Here is a 22,345-nt window from a genome sequence, read left to right as displayed (position 1 = left end):
TTAGTAAGAGATAAGTCAAGATTATAAATGATGCTGGCACAAGGGCTAAAGTCTAAGGGTTGGGCATCTTGATTTTGATCACTCAGAAAACAGTGTACTTATTAATTAAATAATTTATTTATCTTTTTCATTACCCTTATGTAATTTTTTAAATTGATTTAGTTATGAGTTTGCGGTGGTATGTTGTTTTCTGGATGCAGTCTTTGACTAGTGATTGACTTCAAAATTCAAGAATGGCTTGATACCAGTTGTGAAAAATAATTTTCAAAATATTTTGTGATTGGTTAAGGTGCAACAAGGCAGCAGCAGGGCTAATTCTAAGGAGAGAAATAAATGTTGAAAGAAAAAGTAATTTCAAGATCGCTGCGTATAATGTTTTCTGGTGGCCTGATGGTGACTGCGGGCATGCTCGTGCAACCAGCATTTGCTCAGGAAGAGGCCAAAGTTCAGCGGGTTGAAGTAACCGGCACCAGTATCAAACGCGCAGAAGCTGAAACTGCCTCACCGATACAAATCATTAGCCGTGCCGATATCGACAAGGCCGGTAAAACAACTGTTGCTGAATATCTGCAAACCTTGACTTCTGATGGTGCTGGCTCGCTGCCAACCAGCTTTGGTAATGGTTTTGCTGCCGGATCGACTGCAATTTCTCTGCGTGGACTGGGTGCTACCTCCACACTGGTTTTGTTGAACGGCCGCCGCATGGCGCAGTTTGGTCGCGCGGATGACGGTCAAAAAGCTTTTACTGATATTTCCACCATTCCCATGGAAGTGGTTGAGCGTATCGAAATCCTGAAAGATGGTGCGTCTTCCATCTACGGTGCAGATGCAATTGCCGGTGTCGTCAATATCATCCTGAAAAAGAATTATGAGGGCGTGACTGTCAGCACCACTGCTGGCACTTCCGGTTCTCGTGACGCGAATCAGATAAAAGGTTCTATCACCGCTGGTTTTGGTAATCTCGACAAGGACAAATACAATATCATCCTCAATGCCGAGGCTTACAAGTCTAACGAGTTGATGAACAAGGACCGCGCTGACCGTGACTGGATTGGTACAGGTGACTGGCGTCGTTGGGGTTACCCTATGGTGACGGTGGGTTCTTTCACTTCCGGTTACATCGCTGGTAACAACAGCGCGCAACCAAATCCTGCTGGTTCCCTGCGCGATCCCAAGACACTGAACTATGTCTCTCTGCCAGGCTGCTCGTCCTTGTCCAGCACCAAAGTGCAAGATCCGGGTGGTGGCTGTTTGTGGTACGCAGATCAGTTCCGTACCATGCTGCCTCAAATCGACGGCGTGAACCTGTTTGCCCGCGGTACCTGGCAGCTGAATGATGATTTGCAGGCATATGCGGAGTTTGGTTATTCCCAGCGCAAGGCAGCGTTTACTGTCATTCCACCTGCAACATCTTCCAATTTGTTCTTTCCGCCTAACGCGAAAAGCCCAACGGGTAATATCAACTACGGCAATACTATCCTGATGTCGGCATCGCATCCGCAAAATCCGTACGGTGCTGATGTTCGTCTGCGTTATTCCATGTTTGATGTTGGCGCAAATCGCCGTATCGCTGACAACTCATTCTATCGTGCTGTCGCAGGATTGAAAGGTTCAGTCGCCGGCTGGGATTTTGATACTGCCATCCTGCATTCAGAGTCCAAGCTGCATCTGGACTACACCAACATGATCAATATGAACGTGTTGAAATCTGCTCTGGGTGATCCCAAGAGCCCTTACTTCCCTTACTATATAGGCGCTCAGGCTGGCAAAAACCCAGCGTCTTTGTATGCTGCCATGGTCAAGACTGCGACTCTCGATGCGCCCACCAAAATGGATGTCATCGACTTCAAGGCTTCGCGTGAATTGATGGCTTTACCTGGCGGTATGATGGGCCTGGCGGTAGGTGCTGAATATCGTAGAGAATCCTATGACATGCCATCCCTTGATGGTTCCAGAGACGGTTCCATCAACAGCAGCTATGTGGCCGCCAAGGGTGACGAAACAGTTTCTGCGATTTACGCTGAATTGCTGGCACCGGTACTCAAGTCAGTGGAATTGTCCGGAGCACTGCGTTACGACAAATACTCTCACTTCTCTTCTGTGACACCCAAGGTTGGTGCCAAGTGGACTCCAGTGAAGACATTTGCCCTGCGCGGTACTTACTCTGAAGGCTTCCGTGCACCGAGTGCGCCAGAATCTGGTACAGAGAGTTTCAGTGCCGGTACAGCTGCCGTCCGTGATCCGGTTCGCTGCCCTAACGGCACAGCACTGCCAGGCGCACAGGCATCTGATTGCAACACGACCTTTACAGGCTTCAAAGTAGGTAACCCTAATCTGCAACCTGAAAAATCCAAGGGCTATACCCTGGGTCTGGTCTGGGATCCATTGCCAGACACCAGCATGGCGGTGGATGGCTGGTTGATTCGTCGCAACAACGAAATCAACTCCATGTCCTTCCAGACAGCAGCCAGCTTGCCAGGCGTTCTGCGTCAGGACAACAACCTGACCATCAATGGCGTGGTAACTCCTGGTACAGGCACCATCATCGGTGGCGCAGCACCATATGCCAACTCCAGCTACACCGAAGTCAAAGGTGTGGATTTCAATGCCAAACAGCGTTTCAATCTGGGCGAGTATGGCAAGCTGACTGCGGACGTCAACTGGACGCATGTTATTTCATGGTTGCGTGTGGATGGCGCGGTTCAGCATCAATATGCTGGTACCCACGGTAATTGCGACACGTCCAATTGCGTAGGTACACCAAAGGATAAAGTCAACTTTGTGCTGGGTTGGGACAGGGGTAACTGGAACGTGACTGGCGTGGTTGCCTATCGCGGTTCCTTGAAAAACATAGGTGAAGAAGGTCAGCCATGCTCCAACAAGTTTGCCAACGGCACTGAAGCCCCGGCAGGTTGCACACTGGAATCCTTCACGACTCTGGATGTGTCTTTCCGCTACAAGGCAATGAAAAACCTGGAAATCTTCGGTTCCATCGCCAACCTGTTTGACAAGGTCGCACCACTGGATCCCCTGACTTACGGCTCCATGGGTTACAACCCGATGGACGGCAGCGGCGCAATTGGCCGTTACTTCAAAGTTGGTTTGAAATATCAGTTTAAATAATAATTAGTTGCAATAAGTGTTACGCTGATTCAGGCGATTTTAAGGGCGATGATTTATTCATCGCCCTTTTTGTTTGAGCTAAAAAAGACAAAACGCTAATGCATACCTCTCGCAAAAATTAATAAACGCGTAAGAGTGGCAAGCAAGATCCATGCTTGTTTGGTTATGCCCAGTTTTTGCACTGCACAGCAAGGATTTCTGAATGCTTGCAATAGAAGGCTTATCGAGAAGATAAAGAAATCTGTCGGCATAATTGCTGCGCTGCGGCGTAAATTTCACATTATGAAATCATTTATCGCTATTTGAAAAAATAAAAAGTCCTGTTAAAATACTTGCGAGAACAAAAAACTAGCCGTAATTTGTCGATTCGCCCCGCGCGTTTCACCCTGACGCGCAATAACAGGAGACCCCTTCTATGTCACCCCAGATAGACCAGGTGCTGGCCCAGGCCGCCAATGATCCCGATGTAGTTGAAACAAATGAGTGGCTGGATGCACTTGAAGCAGTCATAGAGGCCGAAGGCCCTGAACGTGCGCATTACCTGATGGAGCGCATGGTTGACCTGGCGCGCCGCCGTGGTGCCCATATTCCGTTTTCCAGCAATACTGCCTACGTGAATACCATTCCGGCTGACCAGGGTGAGCATTGCCCGGGCAACCTGGAAATTGAAGAGCGCCTGCGCTCTTATATGCGCTGGAATGCCATGGCCATGGTGGTCAAGGCTAACCGTGTGGATGGCGATCTTGGTGGTCACCTGTCCAGCTTTGCCTCGCTGGCGAATATGCTGGGCATAGGCTTCAATCATTTCTGGCATGCGCCGACTGAAGATCACGGTGGTGATCTGCTCTACATTCAAGGGCATTCTTCTCCTGGTATCTATGCGCGCGCCTTCCTCGAAGGTCGTCTGACTGAAGACCAGTTGCTGCATTTCCGTCGTGAAGTTGATGGCAAGGGTCTGTCTTCTTACCCGCATCCAAAACTGATGCCTGATTTCTGGCAGTTCCCGACGGTATCGATGGGTCTGGGCCCGTTGATGGCGATTTACCAGGCCCGTTTCCTGAAGTATTTGCATGCACGTGGTATTGCTGATACTGAAAAACGTAAAGTTTGGGCGTTCTGCGGTGATGGTGAGATGGATGAACCAGAATCCATGGGCGCAATCGGCATGGCAGGGCGCGAACAGCTGGATAATCTGGTTATGGTCGTTAACTGTAACCTGCAACGTCTGGACGGCCCTGTACGTGGCAATGGCAAGATCATCCAGGAACTGGAATCCGATTTCCGTGGTGCAGGCTGGAATGTCGTCAAAGTCATCTGGGGCAGCGGCTGGGATGAGTTGCTGGCGAAAGACAAAGACGGCATCCTGCAAAAAGTGATGATGGAAACCGTTGATGGCGAATACCAGAACTACAAAGCCAAGGATGGTGCCTATGTACGCGCCAACTTCTTTGGCAAGCACCCAAAATTGCTGGAAATGGTCAGCAAAATGTCGGACGACGACATCTGGCGTCTGACCCGTGGTGGCCATGACCCACACAAGATTTATGCTGCATTTAAAGTCGCCCAGGAAAACAAGGGCCAGCCTACCGTTATCCTGGCAAAGAGTATCAAGGGCTTTGGCTTTGGCAAGTCCGGCGAAGCACGCAACACTGCGCACAATACCAAGAAGCTTGACGACGAAGCCATCAAGGCTATGCGTGACCGCTTCCAGTTGCCGATTGCGGATGCTGAATTGCCAGCCATCCCGTTCTTCAAACCGGGTGACGACACGCCAGAAATGCAATACCTGCATGCGCGCCGTAAAGAGCTTGGTGGCTATTTGCCACAACGTCGTCAAAAAGCCGACGAGGCTTTGGTGGTGCCTGAACTGACAGCCTTCCAGGCCATGCTGGAACCAACGGCAGAAGGCCGTGAAATTTCCACGACTGCTGCTTATGTGCGTATCCTGACCGCCTTGTTGCGCGATGCCAGCCTGGGTCAGCGCGTGGTGCCTATCATGGTCGATGAATCCCGTACATTTGGTATGGAAGGCCTGTTCCGTCAGATCGGTATCTTCAGCCAGGTTGGTCAGTTGTATGAACCTGTCGATAAAGACCAGGTCATGTACTACCGCGAAGACAAAGCCGGTCAGATTTTGCAAGAGGGTATCAATGAAGCTGGTGGCATGAGTTCATGGATCGCTGCCGCGACTTCCTACTCGACCAATAACCGCGTCATGATCCCGTTCTATACCTATTACTCGATGTTCGGTCTGCAACGTATTGGTGATCTGGCCTGGGCTGCTGGCGACATGCGTGCACGCGGCTTCTTGCTGGGTGGTACTGCTGGTCGTACGACACTGAATGGTGAAGGCTTGCAGCATGAAGATGGTCACAGCCATGTACTGGCATCCACCATCCCTAACTGTATTCCTTACGACCCGACCTTTGCGCATGAAGTGGCAGTCATCATGCATGATGGCCTGCGCCGCATGGTGACCGATCAGGAAGATGTGTTCTACTACATTACCCTGATGAATGAAAACTATAGCCACCCAGGTTTGAAAGCTGGGCAGGAAGAGGGCATCATCAAGGGTCTGTACCAGTTGCAAAAATCCGAGCAAACCACCAAGCACCGCGTGCAACTGATGGGCTCAGGCACTATCTTGCGTGAAGTGATTGCCGGTGCTGAATTGCTGCAAAATGACTGGGGCATTGCTGCCGATGTCTGGTCTGCACCATCCTTCACACTGCTGGCCCGTGACGGCCAGGATGCTGAACGCTGGAACATGCTGCACCCGACTGCAGAACCACGCGTACCTTACATCGCTCAATGCCTGAAAGACACGGCTGGCCCTATCGTTGTCGCAACCGACTATATGCGCACTTTCGCTGAACAGGTACGCGCCTTCATACCTAAAAACCGTAGCTACAAGGTTTTGGGTACAGATGGTTTTGGCCGCTCAGATTCCCGCGCCAAACTGCGTGAGTTCTTTGAGGTCAACCGTTACTTCGTCGTTATCGCGGCGTTGAAGACACTGGCTGATGAAGGCGCCTTGTCCGCATCCGTGGTGGCGCAGGCGATTGCCAAATACGGTATCAATGCAGATAAACCTAATCCGGTTACTGTGTAATTTTACGTCTGACACCCACTAACATTTCCTGCCACTTTCATTTTTAGGGGGAGACAGGATGAGCGTGAAGATAGGGTAAAACCTGGCTTCACCCCAACCGCCCTGTGATAGCGCAGAGCGACAATGGAGAAAACTATGAGTAGCGTAGAAGTCAAAGTACCGGATATTGGTGATTTCAAGGAAGTTGAAGTCATTGAGCTGATGGTCAAAGTCGGCGACACCATCAAGGTCGATCAGTCACTGATCACCGTAGAGTCAGATAAAGCCAGCATGGAGATTCCATCCAGCCATGCTGGTGTGGTCACAGAAATTAAAGTCAAGGTCGGCGACAAGGTTGCTGAAGGTTCCTTGCTGGTCGTGGTTGATGCTGCGGCAAGTGCATCAGCGCCAGCCGCCGCTCCAGCATCTGCACCTGCTGCTCCGGCAGCAGCACCAGCGCCTGTAGTTGCAACGCCTGCACCAGCGGCTCCAGCACCTGCTGCCGCTCCTGTTGCAGCACCGACTGCTCCTGTAGCAACAGCCAGCGCAGGCAAGGCCCATGCCTCACCATCCATACGCAAATTTGCGCGTGAACTGGGTGTTGATCTTAGCCGCGTTGCCGGTTCCGGCCAAAAAGGCCGTATCACGCAAGAAGACGTACAAAACTTCGTCAAGGGCATCATGGCAGGCAGCACAGCTGTTGCTGCGGTTTCTGCTCCGGCAAAAAATGGCAGTGGCGTTGGCCTCGATGTATTGCCATGGCCATCGCTGGATTTCAGCAAGTTTGGCGCGACCACAACATCGCCTTTGTCACGTATCAAAAAACTCAGCGGCCCGAACCTGCACCGCAACTGGGTCATGATTCCGCATGTCACGCAATTTGATGAAGCTGATATCAGCGATCTTGAAGAGTTCCGTAAATCTTCGAATGAAGCCCTGGTCAAATCCGGCGTCAAACTGACGATGTTGGCTTTTGTCATCAAGGCCAGCGTTGCCGCACTCAAAAAATTCCCGGCATTTAATTCTTCGCTCGATGCAACAGGTGAAAACCTGATCCTGAAGCAGTACTACAACGTCGGTTTTGCTGCTGATACACCGAATGGCCTGGTGGTGCCTGTCGTTAAAAATGCAGACCAGAAAACCCTGTCGCAAATCGCTGTTGAAATGGGGGAATTGTCAGCCCAGGCACGCGATGGCAAACTGAAACCTGCTGACATGCAGGGCGCAACCTTCACGATCTCTTCGCTCGGTGGTATCGGTGGCACGGCGTTCACGCCTATCATCAATGCACCTGAAGTGGCGATTCTGGGTTTGTCCAAATCCAGTATCAAACCAGTCTGGGACGGCAAGCAATTCCAGCCGCGCCTGATGCTGCCCTTGTCGTTGTCATATGACCATCGCGTTATTGATGGTGCCATGGCTGCCAAGTTCACCGCTTATCTGGCTGATGTACTGGCTGATCTGCGTAAAACCTTGCTGTGAACGGAGAACAGACTATGAGCACTATCGAAGTCAAAGTACCCGATATCGGTGATTTCAAGGAAGTTGAAGTCATAGAATTGCTGGTCAAGGTGGGTGATACCATCAAAGTCGATCAATCTCTGGTGACGGTCGAGTCCGACAAGGCCAGCATGGAAATCCCATCCAGCCATGCCGGTGTCATCAAGGAATTGAAAGTCAAACTCGGTGACAAAATTGCTGAAGGCAGCTTGTTGCTGGTGATCGAAGCAGAAGGTGCTGCGGCAAATGCAGCACCTGCAGTTGCGGCAGCTCCAGCAGTTACGGCTGCTCCAGCACCAGCAGCCCCCGTTGTCGCTGCGCCAGTCGCCGCTGCACCTGCTGGTCCGGTCGGCATCGTCGAAGTCAAAGTACCAGATATTGGGGATTTCAAGGAAGTTGAAGTCATCGAAGTCATGGTCAAAGTCGGCGACAACATCAAGGTAGATCAATCTCTGATTACTGTCGAATCTGACAAGGCCAGTATGGAAATTCCATCCAGCCATGCCGGTACGGTAAAAGAAATCAAGGTCAAGGTTGGTGACAAGGTTGCCGAAGGCAGCTTGCTGTTACTGGTAGAAGCCGCAGGCCAGGCAGCGTCTGCTCCTGCTGCTGCCACCCCAGCAGCAACTGCACCCGCTGTAGCACCTGTCGTCCCTGCGCCAGTTGCTTCTGGTTACACAGGCAAGGTCGATGTCGAATGCGACATGATGGTATTGGGTGCTGGCCCTGGCGGATATTCTGCTGCCTTCCGTTCTGCCGATCTGGGCATGAATACAGTGTTGGTTGAGCGTTATTCCACACTGGGTGGTGTCTGCCTGAACGTGGGCTGTATCCCATCCAAGGCGCTGTTGCACGTAGCAGCAGTGATTGATGAAACTGCATCCATGGCTGCGCATGGCGTGACCTTTACCAAGCCGGAAATCGATATCGACAAACTGCGAGGCTACAAGGAAAGCGTCATCAAGAAAATGACGACTGGCCTTAATGGCATGGCAAAAGCCCGCAAGGTCAATGTAGTGCAGGGCGTAGGCCAGTTCCTGAGCCCTAACCATATTGAAGTCACAGCGGCTGATGGCAGCAAGAAAACCGTGCAATTCAAGCAGGCGATTATTGCCGCTGGCTCTTCTGTCGTGAACTTGCCTTTTGTACCAGCTGACCCGCGCATTGTTGATAGTACAGGCGCACTGGAATTGCGTCAGATACCAAAACGCATGCTGGTCATCGGTGGCGGCATCATCGGCCTGGAAATGGCAACTGTGTATTCCACCCTGGGTTCACGCATAGATGTCGTAGAAATGCTGGATGGCCTGATGCAGGGCGCAGACCGTGACATGGTCAAGGTCTGGCAAAAATTCAATGAAAAACGTTTTGACAACATCATGTTGAAAACCAAAACGGTTGCGGTTGAAGCCCTGCCTGAAGGTATCAAGGTCACATTCGAAGCCGCAGAAGCTGGGGCAACAGCTCCTGCACCACAAGTCTATGACCTGGTGCTGGTTGCAGTAGGCCGCAGCCCGAACGGCAAGAAGATTGCTGCCGACAAGGCAGGCGTGGCCGTGACTGACCGTGGTTTCATTAACGTCGACAAACAAATGCGCACCAATGTGCCGCATATTTTTGCGATTGGTGATCTGGTTGGCCAACCCATGCTAGCACACAAGGCCGTGCATGAAGCTCATGTGGCAGCAGAAGCCGCAGCCGGTGAAAAAGCTTACTTTGATGCCAGCGTGATCCCATCCGTTGCCTACACCGACCCTGAAGTCGCATGGGTAGGTATGACGGAAGATGAAGCCAAGGCCAAGGGCGTCAAGCTCGAAAAAGGACATTTCCCATGGGCAGCTTCTGGCCGTGCAGTGGCGAATGGCCGTGACGAAGGCTTCACCAAGTTGCTGTTCGATGTAGAAACCAAGCGCATCGTCGGTGGTGGCATCGTCGGCACGCATGCTGGTGACATGATAGGCGAGATAGCCCTGGCGATTGAAATGGGTGCAGATGCGGTGGATATAGGCAAGACCATCCATCCTCATCCTACTCTGGGTGAATCGATAGGTATGGCAGCTGAGGTGTACAAAGGTGTTTGTACAGATTTGCCACCACAACGCAAGAAGTAAGCATGTAATTAATAAGCAGGACCAGACAAAGCCCGGATACAGGAAACTGTATCCGGGCTTTGTTTTTTGTCCTTGAACCTTTCCTCAGAATCTGAACTAGCTCTTGTATTTGCAGTCATAGACTCATAAGATCGCTTACATCTATTAACCGGGGGATACAATGAAATTTTTTGCACCTTGTGCCATGACGCTGGCGCTAGCCAGCATCGTCTATCCAGCATTCGCACAAAATCAGGGCGCGGCTACACAAGCACCAGCGCCAGCACATAAGCCTGCTGGCAAGGCGCAGGCAGGCAAGGATTTGCTGCCTTTCCAGGCAACCGAGAAGCTCTTGCCAAATGGCTTGAAAATCATCATCGTGCCTACTGGTTTGCCAAATTTGGTATCCTTGCAAATCCCGGTGCAGACTGGTTCCCGTAATGAAGTTGAGCCAGGCAAATCGGGCTTTGCTCACTTCTTCGAACACATGATGTTCCGTGGCACCAAGGAAATTCCGGCAGACAAGTACAAGGATATCCTGACCGCCACAGGTGCAAGGCAAAATGCCTATACCAGCGATGACCTGACCAACTACCACACGACTTTTTCCAAGGAAGACCTGGAAACCATACTACGGGTAGAAGCTGATCGCTTTCAGAATCTGTCATATAGCGAAGCTGATTTCAAGACAGAGTCCCGCGCCGTACTGGGTGAATACAATAAAAATAGCGCCAACCCTATCAGCAAGTTGTTCGAAGTCACGCGTGACACGGCTTTCCAGAAGCATACTTACAAACATACCACCATGGGTTTCCTCAAGGATATTGAGGACATGCCCAATCAGTTTGCCTACTCCAAAATATTCTTCGATCGCTGGTACAGGCCCGAATATACAACGCTGATTGTTGCTGGCGATGTCGATCCCAAGGCGACCATCACCCTGATAGAGAAATACTGGGGCAAGTGGCAGCGTGGCAAAATGCAGGCGCCTGTACCTGTAGAACCGCCAGCAAATGGTCCTTACTACAAACACGTGCCCTGGCCCAGTTCGACCCTGCCCTATGTGACAGTGTCTTTCCATGCACCGGCCTTCTCAGTCACCAATAAGGAGCATGCTGCACTGCGCATGTTGTTGTCGCTGTCTTTCGGTGCGACTTCGGAGTTGTACAAACGCTTGCAGCAGGATGAACAAAAAGTTGATCAGTTGTTTGATTACACGCCAGATAACGTAGACCCCGGTCTGGCGACTATCGCTGCCCGCGTCAAGAAGCCAGAAGATGTGGTCTATGTCAGGGATGCGATATTGAAAAAAATCGCCGTATTGTCGCATGCACCTTTGTCTGGCAAGGAATTGGACGACGCCAAGTCCGCGCTCAAATATGGCGTGATACGCAGTCTCGATAATACTGATCAGATTGCCGGTACGCTGGCGCGTTTTGTTCATTATAAGCGCTCCTATGCCACCATGAATCAGTTCTATCAAGTCATCGACAGCCTGACACCTGCCGACTTGCAAGCTGCTGCGAAAAAATATCTGGTCGATGAAGGCATGATAATCAGCACGCTGTCCAGCAATGCCTTGCCTGCTGAAATTGCAACCCTGCCAAAATTGGCCAGCTTGATAGAAAAGCCTGACTACAGCAAATACAATGTGCTGGTGCAGGCATCCAAATTGCCACAGGTACGCTTCAAGCTGGTATTCAATGCCGGTTCTGCACAAGACCCGGCAGGCAAGGAAGGCCTGGCGCGTATGACGGCAGCGATGATAGACAATGCCGGTTCCAAAGAGCGCAAGATAGATGAAGTCAAGAAAGCCCTGTTCCCCATGGCGGCCAGCTTCTCAGCCCAGACCGACAAGGAAATGACCAGCTTCACTGGCTCCGTGCACAAGGATAAATGGCAAGAATATATGCGCATCGCCATGCCGCAATTGCTGGAACCGGGTTTCCGCGAAGAAGACTTCCGCCGTATCAAGGATGAGCAAAAGAATGCTCTCTTGCTTGATCTGAAAGACAACAATGAAGAAGAGTTTGCCAAGGAACGCCTGCAAACCAAAGTCTTTGCTGGTTCTGCTTATGCCCATCCGGTATTGGGTACGCTGAAAGGCATAGAAGCCATCACCCTGGATGACGTCAAACAATTCTGGAAGCAGGCTTATACCAGTGGCGCACTTAATGTTGGTATTTCGGGTGACGTCAATGATGAGATGGTGAATGCCCTTAAACAGGTTGTCGCCAAGCTGCCAGCAGGCAAGGGCTTGCCGGCGATTGCTGCGCCAGCTGGTAAGGCTACGCAAGGTCTGGATGTAGAAATTATAGAAAAAAATACCAGAGCAACAGCAATTTCTTTGGGTTTGCCTATCACGGTGACGCGCGCTCATCCTGACTTCGTATCGCTATGGGTAGCCAAGACCTGGCTGGGTGAACACAGGGCCAGTTCATCCCACCTGTATCAGCGCATACGTGAAATACGTGGCATGAACTATGGTGATTATGCGTATATTGAAGCCTTCCCTGGTGGCATGTTCCAGTTCTTCCCAACTGCCAACCGTGCCCGACAATCGCAATTGTTTGAAATCTGGATACGTCCGGTCGCACCTGAAAACGCACACATGGCCTTGCGCGTGGCAATTACCGAACTAGATAAAATGGTCAAGCAAGGCTTGAGCAAAGAACAGTTCGAGATGACCCGCGCCTACCTCATGAAGAATGTCTTCATGATGACGGCCACCCAGGACCAGCAACTCGGTTATGCACTCGATGCGCAATGGCATCGCACGCCAGAGTTCACAAAAATGATGCGCGATAAGCTGGCGACACTGACTGCGGATGAAGTCAATGCTGCCATCAAAAAGCATCTGAGTTCTGAAAATCTGTCCGTCGTCATGATCGCCAAAGACGCCGCTGATTTGAAAGAGAAATTGGTCGCCGATGCCTTCTCGCCTATCAAATACAATTCCGACAAACCTAAAGACTTGCTGGATGAAGATCAGGTCATTGGCAAGCGAAAGCTGAACATCAAGGCTGAGTCAGTCAATATTATCCCTGCGAGCAAGGTGTTTGCAGAGTAAAAACACGTCAGATCGTCAAAATCAAGCTTAAAAGCCCGTCAATCCTTAGTGATTGTCGGGCTTTTAAGTTGATGTACCCCAAAAACTCAGGGTAGAGGCGTGTTTTTCTGCCATTTTCTGAAAATGATGATAGATTTATCGTATGACGAGTTGTTAGGCGGCTCTAAGACTTTGAAAGTGAAAATGAAATTATTCCTGGATATTCTGAGTACCCTGGGCCTACTGATATGGCCCTTGCTTATGATGATGTCTCCGATGCTGTTTGATGCGCCTGGTTCAGAGAGTAGTAAATCCAATCTGGCATTTCTGTTGCTGGTTATCTTTTACCCTGTCATTATCTTTATCGGTTACAAGCTGTTTGGGATGACTTATTTTCGCATTTCTGCGGATCGGGCGTTGCTAACAAGTGTAGTGCTGACGGTGTTGGTGGCGCTGGTGTTTGGTTATCCGCGCTTCATTATGAATGTCGTGTCTGGTATTTCGGGCAACGGCTATTTTGTGAAAGGAGACAAGGTATATTACGATGGCAAGAGTATCGCTGGCGCTCAGGGATCCACCTTCAAGACCATAGGTGAGAAGTATGCGCGCTACGCCGTTGATGAGAAGCATGTTTATTTTGATGGTCTGATGATAGTTGGGGCCGAAGCCGCCAGCTTTACTGGTGTCAGCAATCCAAACAATCAGACTGGTGACGTGCGATCTCCCTTGTTTTGGAAAGACCAGGCCCATGTTTATCTGGAGGGGCGCCAACTGCCTGATGCCAAACCTGCAGAATTCCGGCATTTGGGTGGCCGTTATGGTAGTGATAGCCAGCAAGTCTACTATGGCTGGCAAGTGCTGCAGGGCGCGAATCCGGTGAGTTTTCAATTGCTAAGTCCCGATATCGCCAAGGATGATAAGCAGGTATTTGTTTTCGACAAGGTCTGCAGGCTAAGCGTTTCTACTGCGGAGTTTCGCTTGTTGTCAAACCAGGATCTGGCTGTCTATGCTACAGATGGACAGCACCTTTTTGTGGTGTTTTTTGGTACGCCTGAGCCCCTGCAAATTGTTGCAGATGCTGATCCTGCTACATTTACATTGCTGGAACGGGCTTATTTCAAAGACAATAAACGAGTTTACTACAGAGATTCCAGCCTGAACAAAGTGATCTGGCTTGAAGCAGCCGATGCTAGCAGTTTTGTGGCTGGCAATTATGACGTGAACACCGATTCAGATGCACATGATGTTTCACGCTATTATCTGGGTGGCAAGCTGGTAGCTGCAAAAAAATAGGCAGCTACCTATACATCTACCTATTCATCTACATATATACCTGCATATTTTGCAGAAGTTGATCCTATAATTTTTTAACAATATTGACCTACGACAACCAGGGGCATTGAGAAATGAATACAGCCAGTAGCGTTGACAGTTTCACTTGTCCTGAATTTTTGGGGATGGAGCGTACCATCATCGATGACTTTGTCGATTGCACGCGGGAAGCTTGCGAAGAAGCCGAAGCCTGTGTCAAAGAACTCAATAATGATGGTGGTACTGCGTATGTGCACAGATTGTTCCGCGCCATGCATTCGCTGAAAGGCAATTGCCAGATGGTGGGATTGACGCCCTTTGTTGAGCTATTGCACCGTGTTGAAGAGATCGTCGCCAGAGTGAGGGCAGAGCAAGCTCCTTATTTTCGGGAGTTGGGTGAGTTTCTATTGCTGGCCATCGATGAAGTTGAGGATTTGCTCAATGATTTGATTGCCAACGGCAGCACCAGCGATGTCAGACGCAAAAAACTGTATGAATTGTGCGATGCCCTGCAAAAAAGTGGCAATCAGGATTTTCAGCCGCAGCAATTCAAGGATGCGATTGCTTTGCTGGATGGTAAAGTCAGCAGCAAGGAGGCTTCCGGCAAAGCCCCGAAGGTGCTGCTGGAGTTGCAGGATGACATGCTCATGATGCACAGATTTGCGCAGCAAATCGACCACCTCAGTATTTATAGAAAAAATCGCAGTGAACAGGCGGCTCAGTTGACAGAGTCTTTGAATGAAGCTTTGGGTTTTCCCGTCGATGCGCGGCAATTGCAGGCAGCTTCTTTAATGCATGACGTCGGGATGAGCTTTATCCCGCACAGCATTTTCAATAAAGAAGGGGGCTTGTCCAGGGAGGAGCTGAAAATAGTGCAAGAGCATGTGGTCACTGGCAGCCAGATGTTGTTGCGTTTTGGTGGCTGGGATGAGGCTGCACGCATCGTACTGGATCATCATGAGCGGTATGACGGTTACGGCTATCCAAATGGATTGAAGGGGCAGGAGATACATGCTGGTGCGCGTATGCTGGCGATAGTGGATACTTTTTGCTCTATCACCAATGAACGCTCAGATCGTAGCTATAAGCGTAGTTTGTTGAGTGCGATTTCTGAGATTAATGCCAATATAGAAAGTCAGTTTGATCCCCGGATGGTAGAGACGTTCAATGATGTGGTGCGCAAGTTGATTGCCCGGCAATAAGCATTCGCGCACATCTTATCCAGATAAACAAAATACCGACAGTTCCGATCAGAGACATAGGCTTGCGCAATATACGCCGTAGCGATGCACAAGCCTGGTACAGTTACCTCAAGAATCCGGATGTGATCAGGCATACCAGCTGGAATTTGCGCAATGAGGACGATTTACTTGTACAGTTCGGCGCCTTTGAAAGTAAGGAACTTAACTCGCCCATCCGTCTTGCCATCGTCAATCATTCAGATGACAAGCTGATAGGCACAGTTGGTTTTCATACCATCTCGGAAATCAATCGCAGTGCAGAGCTGGCCTATGATCTGGCACCAGAATATTGGGGGAAGGGCATCATGCAGCCCTCTGCAATGGCGCTCTGTGACTGGGGGTTTCAACAAGCTGGCTACAACCGTATTCAAGCGACCGTGCTGGACAGTAATTCTCCTTCCATACAATTGCTGGAACGCATGGGTTCCCGGCGTGAGGGCTATTTGCGGGCTTTTCGCATGGTGCGTGGCAATCCCGGCAATTTTTGGATGTATGCCCTTTTGGATCCTGATATTGTTGATAAATAAACTAATTTCAGTAGTGAATTAGCAAGACTGTTTTTTTCCTGCAAAGCTTGTTGCTTAGTGTTGGACATTTGCTTATAGCTTGAGTTAGGCTGGCATTGAACCGCCTCTCAATTCTTGTTGAGCTGCGCTGCTACTCAATTACCAGCAATCGTCAGCAACGGCCAGCAAAGACCAGGAACGCAAGCATGTTGTTAAAACGCTCAAAAGAAGAAGTTGTCTTGCTCATGCTGTGTGGTTTGAGTATACCCAGCATTCTCCCCTTTGGTATCGTCCGCTTGTTTCAGGGCAATTTTTTGATGGCAGCGGTTGATCTCTTGATCGTGCTTGGCATGTTGTGCATTATGGTGTTTGTCTGGCGTACCCGGCGCGTCCGTCTTGCTGGTATTGCTGTCACGGTGTTTTATTCGCTGGGCATGCTAGCCGCCATCTATGTCAAAGGCGTGCCTATCGTGTACTGGGTGTATCCCACCATGATTGCTGCCTTTTTCATACTCAGGGCTAGAGAAGCCTTGTTGATCAATAGCGTATCACTGTTATGTCTGATCGCGATATTGCATGGTGCGATGCAGATACTGGATTTGTCCAGTCTGGTCGTGACTCTGGTGCTCGTCAATTTGTTTTCTTATATCTTTTCCGACCGTACCAGCCTTCAGCATTTTGAATTGAACCAGCAAGCCGAAAAAGATTTTTTAACCGGTGCTGGAAATCGCCGTGCTTTTGACAAACAACTGCAAACCCTCTGCGCCAAGGATGTGGTCCAGACAGATGCATGCATACTGATACTAGATCTTGATCATTTTAAGAAAATCAATGATCAGTTTGGTCATACTGTGGGTGACCAGGTCTTGATACAATTTTGCTCGCTGATGCGCTCACGTATACGTAATGCCGACAGTTTTTTCCGTTATGGAGGTGAAGAGTTCGTCATCGTTGCCATGGGGGCTGATGTTTTTGCTGCAGCACGTTTTGCCGAAGAATTGCGCTCCCTGATCGAGAAAGCGCAATTGTTACGCGATTATCCTGTCACGGTATCAATCGGCGTGGCAAAGAAAATTGCTGACGAAGAAGGTGAAGCATGGTTCCAGCGCGCTGATGCCAAGCTCTATGAAGCCAAACTATCCGGGCGCAACGCTGTGCGCGTGGCCATGGAATAGAGGGGAACTAGTTTTTTTGGTCTGGACTATTGTTAACGTCCTTCGCGTCTTCCTCCACAATTATTTGCTTTTCCAGCTCACGGTCAGGGCGATAACTCCAGGCTGGCATGACAAGCAAAACAAATAAAGATGCCAGTGCTGTGATGGCGCTGATCCAGAGGACAAACTGGTTGGCGGCGATACGCTCAGGGTAGATATGGGTAACTGCACCCAGACCAATGGCGTTGGCAGCGGCTACCAGTACTGCGCAGGCGTAATCCTGAAAGCGCCTGGCCTTGTTGGCACTCTTGGCCCAGCGTGGGTCAGTGTTATAGCTGGGCAGGTGCAAGTGGGCATCTTCCAGCCTTTCCAGCGTGGCCAGAAAATGGCGCAAATTTGTGATCGAGCGTTCTGCCTTGTAATTCAAAAATGTCAGGCAGATGGATGCCACGGGAAAACCCATGACCAGCCACTCGATGGGCAGTTTGCTGCTAGGCTCGCCGGGCTTCAAGGCCACCAGTGCGGCCAGCAGGCTGACCACCAGGGTCACATACAAGGCCAGCGCCTGATGTCTTTGCGCGATGCGGGTATTGACTTCCTGGCTGGCAGCGATGAAACGGTAATTCGCATCAACATGGGATTTCGACATAGGGCAGCTTTCGGTGAACTTGGAACAAGCCGCTATTATCGCTGAATCCAGGCACCCCAACACTCAAAATGCCCAGGTGGCAGAAATGTAAGCTGTTCTGCTGTCCGGCAATTGCGCCAGTATTGCCTTGCTGGGACCGCCATAAAAACGCACACCGCCATTGATGCTGATGCGGTCACCCTGCCAGCCCAGGGCCGCTGTGACGATGCGGCCATTGTCTTCTGGGGTCCACAGTAAATCCAGCGAAGGTTGCCAGCCATTTTCTTGCCAGCTCCAGCGTGCAAACACATTCTTGCGGCGAATATTGCCAGAGGCTGACAATGCCTGGTTTTGCCAGGCCAGGTTATGGCCAATCACTTGCTGCATTTGCGGCAAATAATTGACGCTACCCTGCAAAGCCAGATTGCGCTTGTTCCAGTTTTGCCATTCACGGTCAGACAAGGCCGTGCCATCCCACCAGGCTTCGATGAAAAAGCTGTGCTGTGACTCTGTCGTATAGTTGGCACCCAGCATGGCCTGTACGACATTATTTTGGGTATTATTTTGCCATGGGCTGTTGCGCTGTAACAGCGCGGTATCTGCATTCATGCGCAAGCCTGTGTTTCTTTGCATGAAGCGCAAAGAGCCGTGTACCTCCATTTCATCTGTCGCGACCCAGGATGCAGCAGCACCCAGGCTGCCACCGCTCTTTTGGCCATAACGGCCAAAGCCATGTAGGTCCACACCGCCAGTATGATGATAAACCCGTGCTGCCAGGGCTTGCTCGTCCGCCACATCGGTGGTTGTTGCATGGCCGGGATTGACCCAGACCATGGACACAGATGTATTTGAATTGAAATACTCCAGACTAGCCAAAGGCTTGCCTATCACCGTGGTGCTGATCAGCGAACGACGTTTTTCCTGTGCCACCACATCATTCGGGCGAAAACCATAACCAACATCCCAGGCGATGGTTTTTTTACCAGCACTGAACTGCCATGCACCATCACCCAGGCTGCCATAGAGTTCATTTAGCCAGGCTGTGGCCTGGGTGCGTCCGCCATCATTCATTTGCCCCTGCAAGGTGGCGACAGCAGTAATGCCTTTGCCACTGGCGCGCAACTCGGTTTCCACTACACCCAGTAGTGTATTCTTGTTGCTCAAGCCAGGGGCGAGTTGATTGGCAATTGCCAACGGACTGGCGCTATTGCTTGTATAGTTATTGAGCAGAGCACGTACCTGACCACTGAAGTCTGCATCCTCAGCCAAGGCAAAAACAGGCGTGCAGAGTAGGGCAGCCAGCAGGGCGCCTATGGCAGAGGTTTTCAAATCAGGCATGTCTACTCCAGGCTAGGGTTCTTGGCCAAAAACATGGGGTTCAGCCATTGTTCAGGCACGGTCTTTTGCTTGCGGCTGAGATAGCGCACGCGCGTTTCTTTGTGGCTGCTCAATTGATCCAGCAAGATCATTTCAGACACCGCAGTTGGTGCTTGCGGTTTGTCGAGGACAAAGCTGGCCTGCTTGGCGAGTTTTTCTGATTGCACATATAAGTCTGCCTTGATCGGCTCATGGCGGGTCTTGCCCAGCCACAGTTCTATGCGCTGGTAGGCGACGGACTTACGGACGGCATTCAGGCTCAGGTGTATGCAGGGCTTGTCATTGCATTTTTCTTCACCAACTATCTTGCCTGTGTAATCTTGCGACCAGCTCATGGTGGCGATATCGCCGATAGAGGCATCCCCCAGCAATTTTTGCATAGGTGTGATGCGCAAAGGCCGCTGGCTGCCGGGCAAAAGCATCCAGAAATCATCACCCAGCATCAAGACTTTTTGTCCTTTTTCTGCCGGGCTTTTCATCAAGACCAGAGATTGATGATTGGCTTGCGAAAACACCAGGTAGTTTCTTTCCTTTTCCTTGCTGCCATCTTTGGCAAAGGTTGTGATCTCTGTTTCTACCTGCATGTTTTCTGTACCGACTCTGAATTGATCTGCCGTTTTCAGGTAGTCACTGACTTCATCTGCCCTGGCAAGGCCTGTGGTAGCTGCCAGCAGCAAGGTGGCGATGTGTATAGCTGTTTTCATTTTTTGTTCCTGTCTTAGTTATGTGCCAGTGCATCGACGATAGGTTGGCGCAGGGTTTTGCGGGCGATTAAGGCTGACGACAGCATGGACAAAGCAATCATCATGAATACCGTGATGGCATACATGGCGGCATCAATCGTGATCAGTAATGGGTAGCCGCTGGATCGTCCCGGTGGTGGTGGCATCTGTACCGGGAATATGGTCAGCAGCAGGGCAACCGTGATCGCCAGGGCCGCGCCCACTAAGGCACCTGTGCCACCCAGTATCATTCCTTCAAATGAAAAACTGCGTATCAGTTGACCTGGTAGAGTGCCCATGGCGCGCAGTGTACCGACTTCACGGGTACGTTCTATGATGGCCATGGCCATGGCATTGGCAACCACGAACACCACGATGACACTGATGATGGCACCCAGTGCACCAAATATACGGTTATACAAATCGCGTACAGATTTATAGAAGAAAGCTTGTTCCAGCCAGTTTTGTACTGTCAGCTCAGGAAAGGTTTTTTCCAGCCTGGCTTGCGCTGGCAGGGTCGCATCCATGGAGTTCAGGAACACTCCCAGGCTGGAAATGCGCTGGGTATTCAACAGTTTTTGTGCGGTCTTGATATTTGAATACACCAGACGTTTATCCAGGTCTGGTACACCGGTGGATACCAGGCCCTTGACGGTGACATCAACTGCATTCAAGGCGCCATCTGTGGTGCTGGCCATCAGTGTCAGGCTGCTGCCGGGTTTGGCTTTCAGGCTGCGTGCCAGTGCTTCACCCAATACGATTTCAGCTTCTGCAGACTCGGTTTGCAGGAGTTCACCTTCTTTCAATGTCAGAGTAGGACCTTTGACCGAAAACTCAGCATCTGGGTCTATTCCTACTGCCATCATGATGGTGGACTTGTCGCCGTTGCTGATCAGGCCGCTATATTCTATACGCGGCAAGACGTAACGCACGGCCGGGTCTGCCAGCAGCTTGCTTTGCAGCGCTGCCGCATTTTCCAGGCCATATTGCAGGGGAACATCCTGGTCACTGGTGAAGTGCTGGGGTTTGCCTATGATGAGGTGACCAGTGCTGCGTGCTGATATTTGCGCCAGACCTTCATAAGTCGAATAGGCAAAACCACCGGCCAGCAAGATCGCGGCCGTGCCCAGCGCAGCGATGACCACGGTGATGCCAGAACGACGGCGGTTGCGCAGGGTGTTGTAAAAGGCAAATTTGAGCCAGCTGAGTTTCATTGCAATCTCCCATCCAGCAATGACACAATGCGGTCACTGCGACTAGTAAGGCGGTTATCATGGCTGGCGATGATGAAGGCCACGCCTTCGGCATGACCGCGTTCACGCATCAGGTCCAGCACTTGGTCGGCGGTGTGTGAATCCAGGCTGGCTGTGGGTTCATCGGCAATCACCAGACTGGGGCGTTTGATCAGGGCGCGCGCAATTGCCACCCTTTGACGCTGGCCACCAGACAAGGCATCTGGCAAATGCTGGGCATGTTCATGCAGACCAACAGCCTTCAATTGGGCGGCCACCCGTTCGCGACGTTCTGCTGCTGGCACGCCCGTCAGGAAGAGCGGATAATCCACATTTTCTGCCACCGTCATGACGGGAACCAGATTAAAGCTTTGAAAAATAAAACCTATGGTGTCGCGTCTTTGTAGTGTCTTTTGCGTTTCATTGTATAGCTTGATGTTGACGCCATTCAGCAAGATATCGCCAGCATCAGCATGGTCTATCAAGCCGCACAGATTCAGTATCGTGCTCTTGCCGCTGCCGGAGGGGCCGGTCAGGGCCAGCAATTCACCGCGCTGCAGTGTCAGGTCTACACCTTGCAATGCCTTGACGACGTGAGCACCCAATTTGTAGGTTTTATGAACCGCATGCAGTTCTATGGCCGGTGCCGGGCTCATGATGGGATGCCTTTCAGCATGGCTTTGGCGGCTTCTGCCTGAGGTGCATTTTGTTTGACCACTTCATTCAGGTAACGCTTTGCATCCTCCGGGCGTTTTTGTTCATTCGCTAGGCTGGCTGCACGCATCAGCACAGAACCACGAAAGCCAGTTTCTGCCATGTCGAATTGTTTGTGTTCCAGCACTTCATTCAAGAGCTTGGCACCACGCGGACCACGGTTCATAAAGGCGGGTACTGCCAGGAAAGTGCTGGCGGCGACAAATTTGACTTCCAGTATCACTGGCGTGCTGCCATGACCCTGGGCATTTTCATTGGCTGCCGCCAGTTGCAGGGCTTTTTCCAGCATGGCCATGCCATCTTCTGCATACGACATTTTCTTCCAGGGGAACATGGTGGTGACTGCCAGTTTGCCTGTGCTGGCACCTGCATAGGCCATGATCAAGGGGCTGGTGGGATCTTGCTTGAGCAATTCATTGAAGGCATTGGCAGTGGCTTCTTCACCACCTTTGCCAGACTGCGTGAATTGCTGGAAGGCAGTCTTAAACTCTGGCTCAGAAAATGCCATGGCCTGACTGCTGACCAGCAATGCCAGGCTAGTTGTCAAAAGAAATTTTTTTCCAATTGTAAAGTGGCGGGTGCGCATATGAATCTCCTGTAAGTATCA

At 50.8% G+C, this 22,345-nt stretch carries 15 protein-coding genes; 9 read left to right on the top strand and 6 right to left on the bottom strand.

Features of this window, described 5'->3' with window-relative positions; translation table 11 throughout:
• Nucleotides 1-333: 333 nt before the first annotated feature.
• From H8L47_RS17010 to H8L47_RS16970, 9 genes are all read left to right on the top strand, one after another.
• A complete protein-coding gene (locus tag H8L47_RS17010; RefSeq protein ID WP_230413794.1) occupies nt 334-3,123 on the top strand; it encodes a TonB-dependent receptor in 2,790 nt (929 codons plus the stop codon).
• Between the two features lie 415 nt (nt 3,124-3,538).
• Nucleotides 3,539-6,235: a pyruvate dehydrogenase (acetyl-transferring), homodimeric type gene (gene aceE / locus H8L47_RS17005; protein WP_186954787.1), complete on the top strand. Its 2,697-nt coding sequence runs from the start codon at nt 3,539-3,541 to the stop codon at nt 6,233-6,235.
• Nucleotides 6,236-6,370: 135 nt separating this feature from the next.
• Nucleotides 6,371-7,696, top strand: coding sequence for a dihydrolipoyllysine-residue acetyltransferase (gene aceF, locus H8L47_RS17000; RefSeq protein WP_186954786.1), 1,326 nt, complete (start codon nt 6,371-6,373; stop codon nt 7,694-7,696).
• A 14-nt stretch (nt 7,697-7,710) separates the two neighbouring features.
• Complete coding sequence (lpdA, locus tag H8L47_RS16995; RefSeq protein ID WP_186954785.1) at nt 7,711-9,825, top strand: dihydrolipoyl dehydrogenase; 2,115 nt, start codon at nt 7,711-7,713, stop codon at nt 9,823-9,825.
• 160 nt (nt 9,826-9,985) lie between these two features.
• The gene (locus H8L47_RS16990; RefSeq protein WP_230413793.1) at nt 9,986-12,874 is read left to right on the top strand and encodes a M16 family metallopeptidase; all 2,889 of its coding nucleotides are present in this window, start codon (nt 9,986-9,988) and stop codon (nt 12,872-12,874) included.
• A gap of 183 nt (nt 12,875-13,057) precedes the next feature.
• On the top strand, nt 13,058-14,146 hold the full coding sequence (locus H8L47_RS16985; protein ID WP_186954784.1) for a DKNYY domain-containing protein: 1,089 nt from the start codon (nt 13,058-13,060) through the stop codon (nt 14,144-14,146).
• A gap of 113 nt (nt 14,147-14,259) precedes the next feature.
• A complete protein-coding gene (locus H8L47_RS16980; protein WP_186954783.1) occupies nt 14,260-15,366 on the top strand; it encodes an HD-GYP domain-containing protein in 1,107 nt (368 codons plus the stop codon).
• Between the two features lie 62 nt (nt 15,367-15,428).
• Nucleotides 15,429-15,932 carry a GNAT family N-acetyltransferase gene (locus H8L47_RS16975; RefSeq protein WP_222616577.1) on the top strand — a complete coding sequence of 168 codons (504 nt, stop codon included), beginning with the start codon at nt 15,429-15,431 and terminating at the stop codon, nt 15,930-15,932.
• A gap of 185 nt (nt 15,933-16,117) precedes the next feature.
• Nucleotides 16,118-17,086 carry a GGDEF domain-containing protein gene (locus H8L47_RS16970; protein WP_186954782.1) on the top strand — a complete coding sequence of 323 codons (969 nt, stop codon included), beginning with the start codon at nt 16,118-16,120 and terminating at the stop codon, nt 17,084-17,086.
• A 7-nt stretch (nt 17,087-17,093) separates the two neighbouring features.
• On the opposite strand, the gene H8L47_RS16965 is transcribed toward H8L47_RS16970, so the two are convergent.
• From H8L47_RS16965 to H8L47_RS16940, 6 genes are all read right to left on the bottom strand, one after another.
• Entirely contained in the window at nt 17,094-17,714 is a 621-nt protein-coding gene (locus H8L47_RS16965) for a hypothetical protein (protein ID WP_222616576.1), read from the bottom strand.
• 63 nt (nt 17,715-17,777) lie between these two features.
• Nucleotides 17,778-19,031, bottom strand: coding sequence for a hypothetical protein (locus H8L47_RS16960; RefSeq protein WP_186954781.1), 1,254 nt, complete (start codon nt 19,029-19,031; stop codon nt 17,778-17,780).
• Between the two features lie 2 nt (nt 19,032-19,033).
• Entirely contained in the window at nt 19,034-19,774 is a 741-nt protein-coding gene (locus H8L47_RS16955) for an outer membrane lipoprotein-sorting protein (protein ID WP_186954780.1), read from the bottom strand.
• Nucleotides 19,775-19,788: 14 nt separating this feature from the next.
• Entirely contained in the window at nt 19,789-21,006 is a 1,218-nt protein-coding gene (locus H8L47_RS16950; protein WP_186954779.1) for an ABC transporter permease, read from the bottom strand.
• Entirely contained in the window at nt 21,003-21,680 is a 678-nt protein-coding gene (locus tag H8L47_RS16945; protein ID WP_186954778.1) for an ABC transporter ATP-binding protein, read from the bottom strand. Before H8L47_RS16945 ends, H8L47_RS16950 begins: the two co-directional genes overlap by 4 nt.
• Nucleotides 21,677-22,324, bottom strand: coding sequence for a hypothetical protein (locus H8L47_RS16940; protein ID WP_186954777.1), 648 nt, complete (start codon nt 22,322-22,324; stop codon nt 21,677-21,679). The genes H8L47_RS16945 and H8L47_RS16940 overlap by 4 nt, the downstream gene beginning before the upstream one ends.
• Between the last annotated feature and the right edge of the window lie 21 nt (nt 22,325-22,345).

Source organism: Undibacterium umbellatum (genome assembly GCF_014284125.1).
Lineage (GTDB): Bacteria > Pseudomonadota > Gammaproteobacteria > Burkholderiales > Burkholderiaceae_D > Undibacterium > Undibacterium umbellatum.
This window is presented reverse-complemented; position numbering and strand designations above follow the sequence as displayed.

What these genes read in the sequence shown, in the direction of transcription:
- H8L47_RS17010 (WP_230413794.1), top strand. Translation starts at nt 334, where the DNA reads ATGTTGAAAGAAAAAGTAATTTCAAGATCGCTGCGTATAATGTTTTCT.
- aceE (WP_186954787.1), top strand. Translation starts at nt 3,539, where the DNA reads ATGTCACCCCAGATAGACCAGGTGCTGGCCCAGGCCGCCAATGATCCC.
- aceF (WP_186954786.1), top strand. Translation starts at nt 6,371, where the DNA reads ATGAGTAGCGTAGAAGTCAAAGTACCGGATATTGGTGATTTCAAGGAA.
- lpdA (WP_186954785.1), top strand. Translation starts at nt 7,711, where the DNA reads ATGAGCACTATCGAAGTCAAAGTACCCGATATCGGTGATTTCAAGGAA.
- H8L47_RS16990 (WP_230413793.1), top strand. Translation starts at nt 9,986, where the DNA reads ATGAAATTTTTTGCACCTTGTGCCATGACGCTGGCGCTAGCCAGCATC.
- H8L47_RS16985 (WP_186954784.1), top strand. Translation starts at nt 13,058, where the DNA reads ATGAAATTATTCCTGGATATTCTGAGTACCCTGGGCCTACTGATATGG.
- H8L47_RS16980 (WP_186954783.1), top strand. Translation starts at nt 14,260, where the DNA reads ATGAATACAGCCAGTAGCGTTGACAGTTTCACTTGTCCTGAATTTTTG.
- H8L47_RS16970 (WP_186954782.1), top strand. Translation starts at nt 16,118, where the DNA reads ATGTTGTTAAAACGCTCAAAAGAAGAAGTTGTCTTGCTCATGCTGTGT.
- H8L47_RS16965 (WP_222616576.1), bottom strand. Translation starts at nt 17,714, where the DNA reads ATGTCGAAATCCCATGTTGATGCGAATTACCGTTTCATCGCTGCCAGC.
- H8L47_RS16960 (WP_186954781.1), bottom strand. Translation starts at nt 19,031, where the DNA reads ATGCCTGATTTGAAAACCTCTGCCATAGGCGCCCTGCTGGCTGCCCTA.
- H8L47_RS16955 (WP_186954780.1), bottom strand. Translation starts at nt 19,774, where the DNA reads ATGAAAACAGCTATACACATCGCCACCTTGCTGCTGGCAGCTACCACA.
- H8L47_RS16950 (WP_186954779.1), bottom strand. Translation starts at nt 21,006, where the DNA reads ATGAAACTCAGCTGGCTCAAATTTGCCTTTTACAACACCCTGCGCAAC.
- H8L47_RS16945 (WP_186954778.1), bottom strand. Translation starts at nt 21,680, where the DNA reads ATGAGCCCGGCACCGGCCATAGAACTGCATGCGGTTCATAAAACCTAC.
- H8L47_RS16940 (WP_186954777.1), bottom strand. Translation starts at nt 22,324, where the DNA reads ATGCGCACCCGCCACTTTACAATTGGAAAAAAATTTCTTTTGACAACT.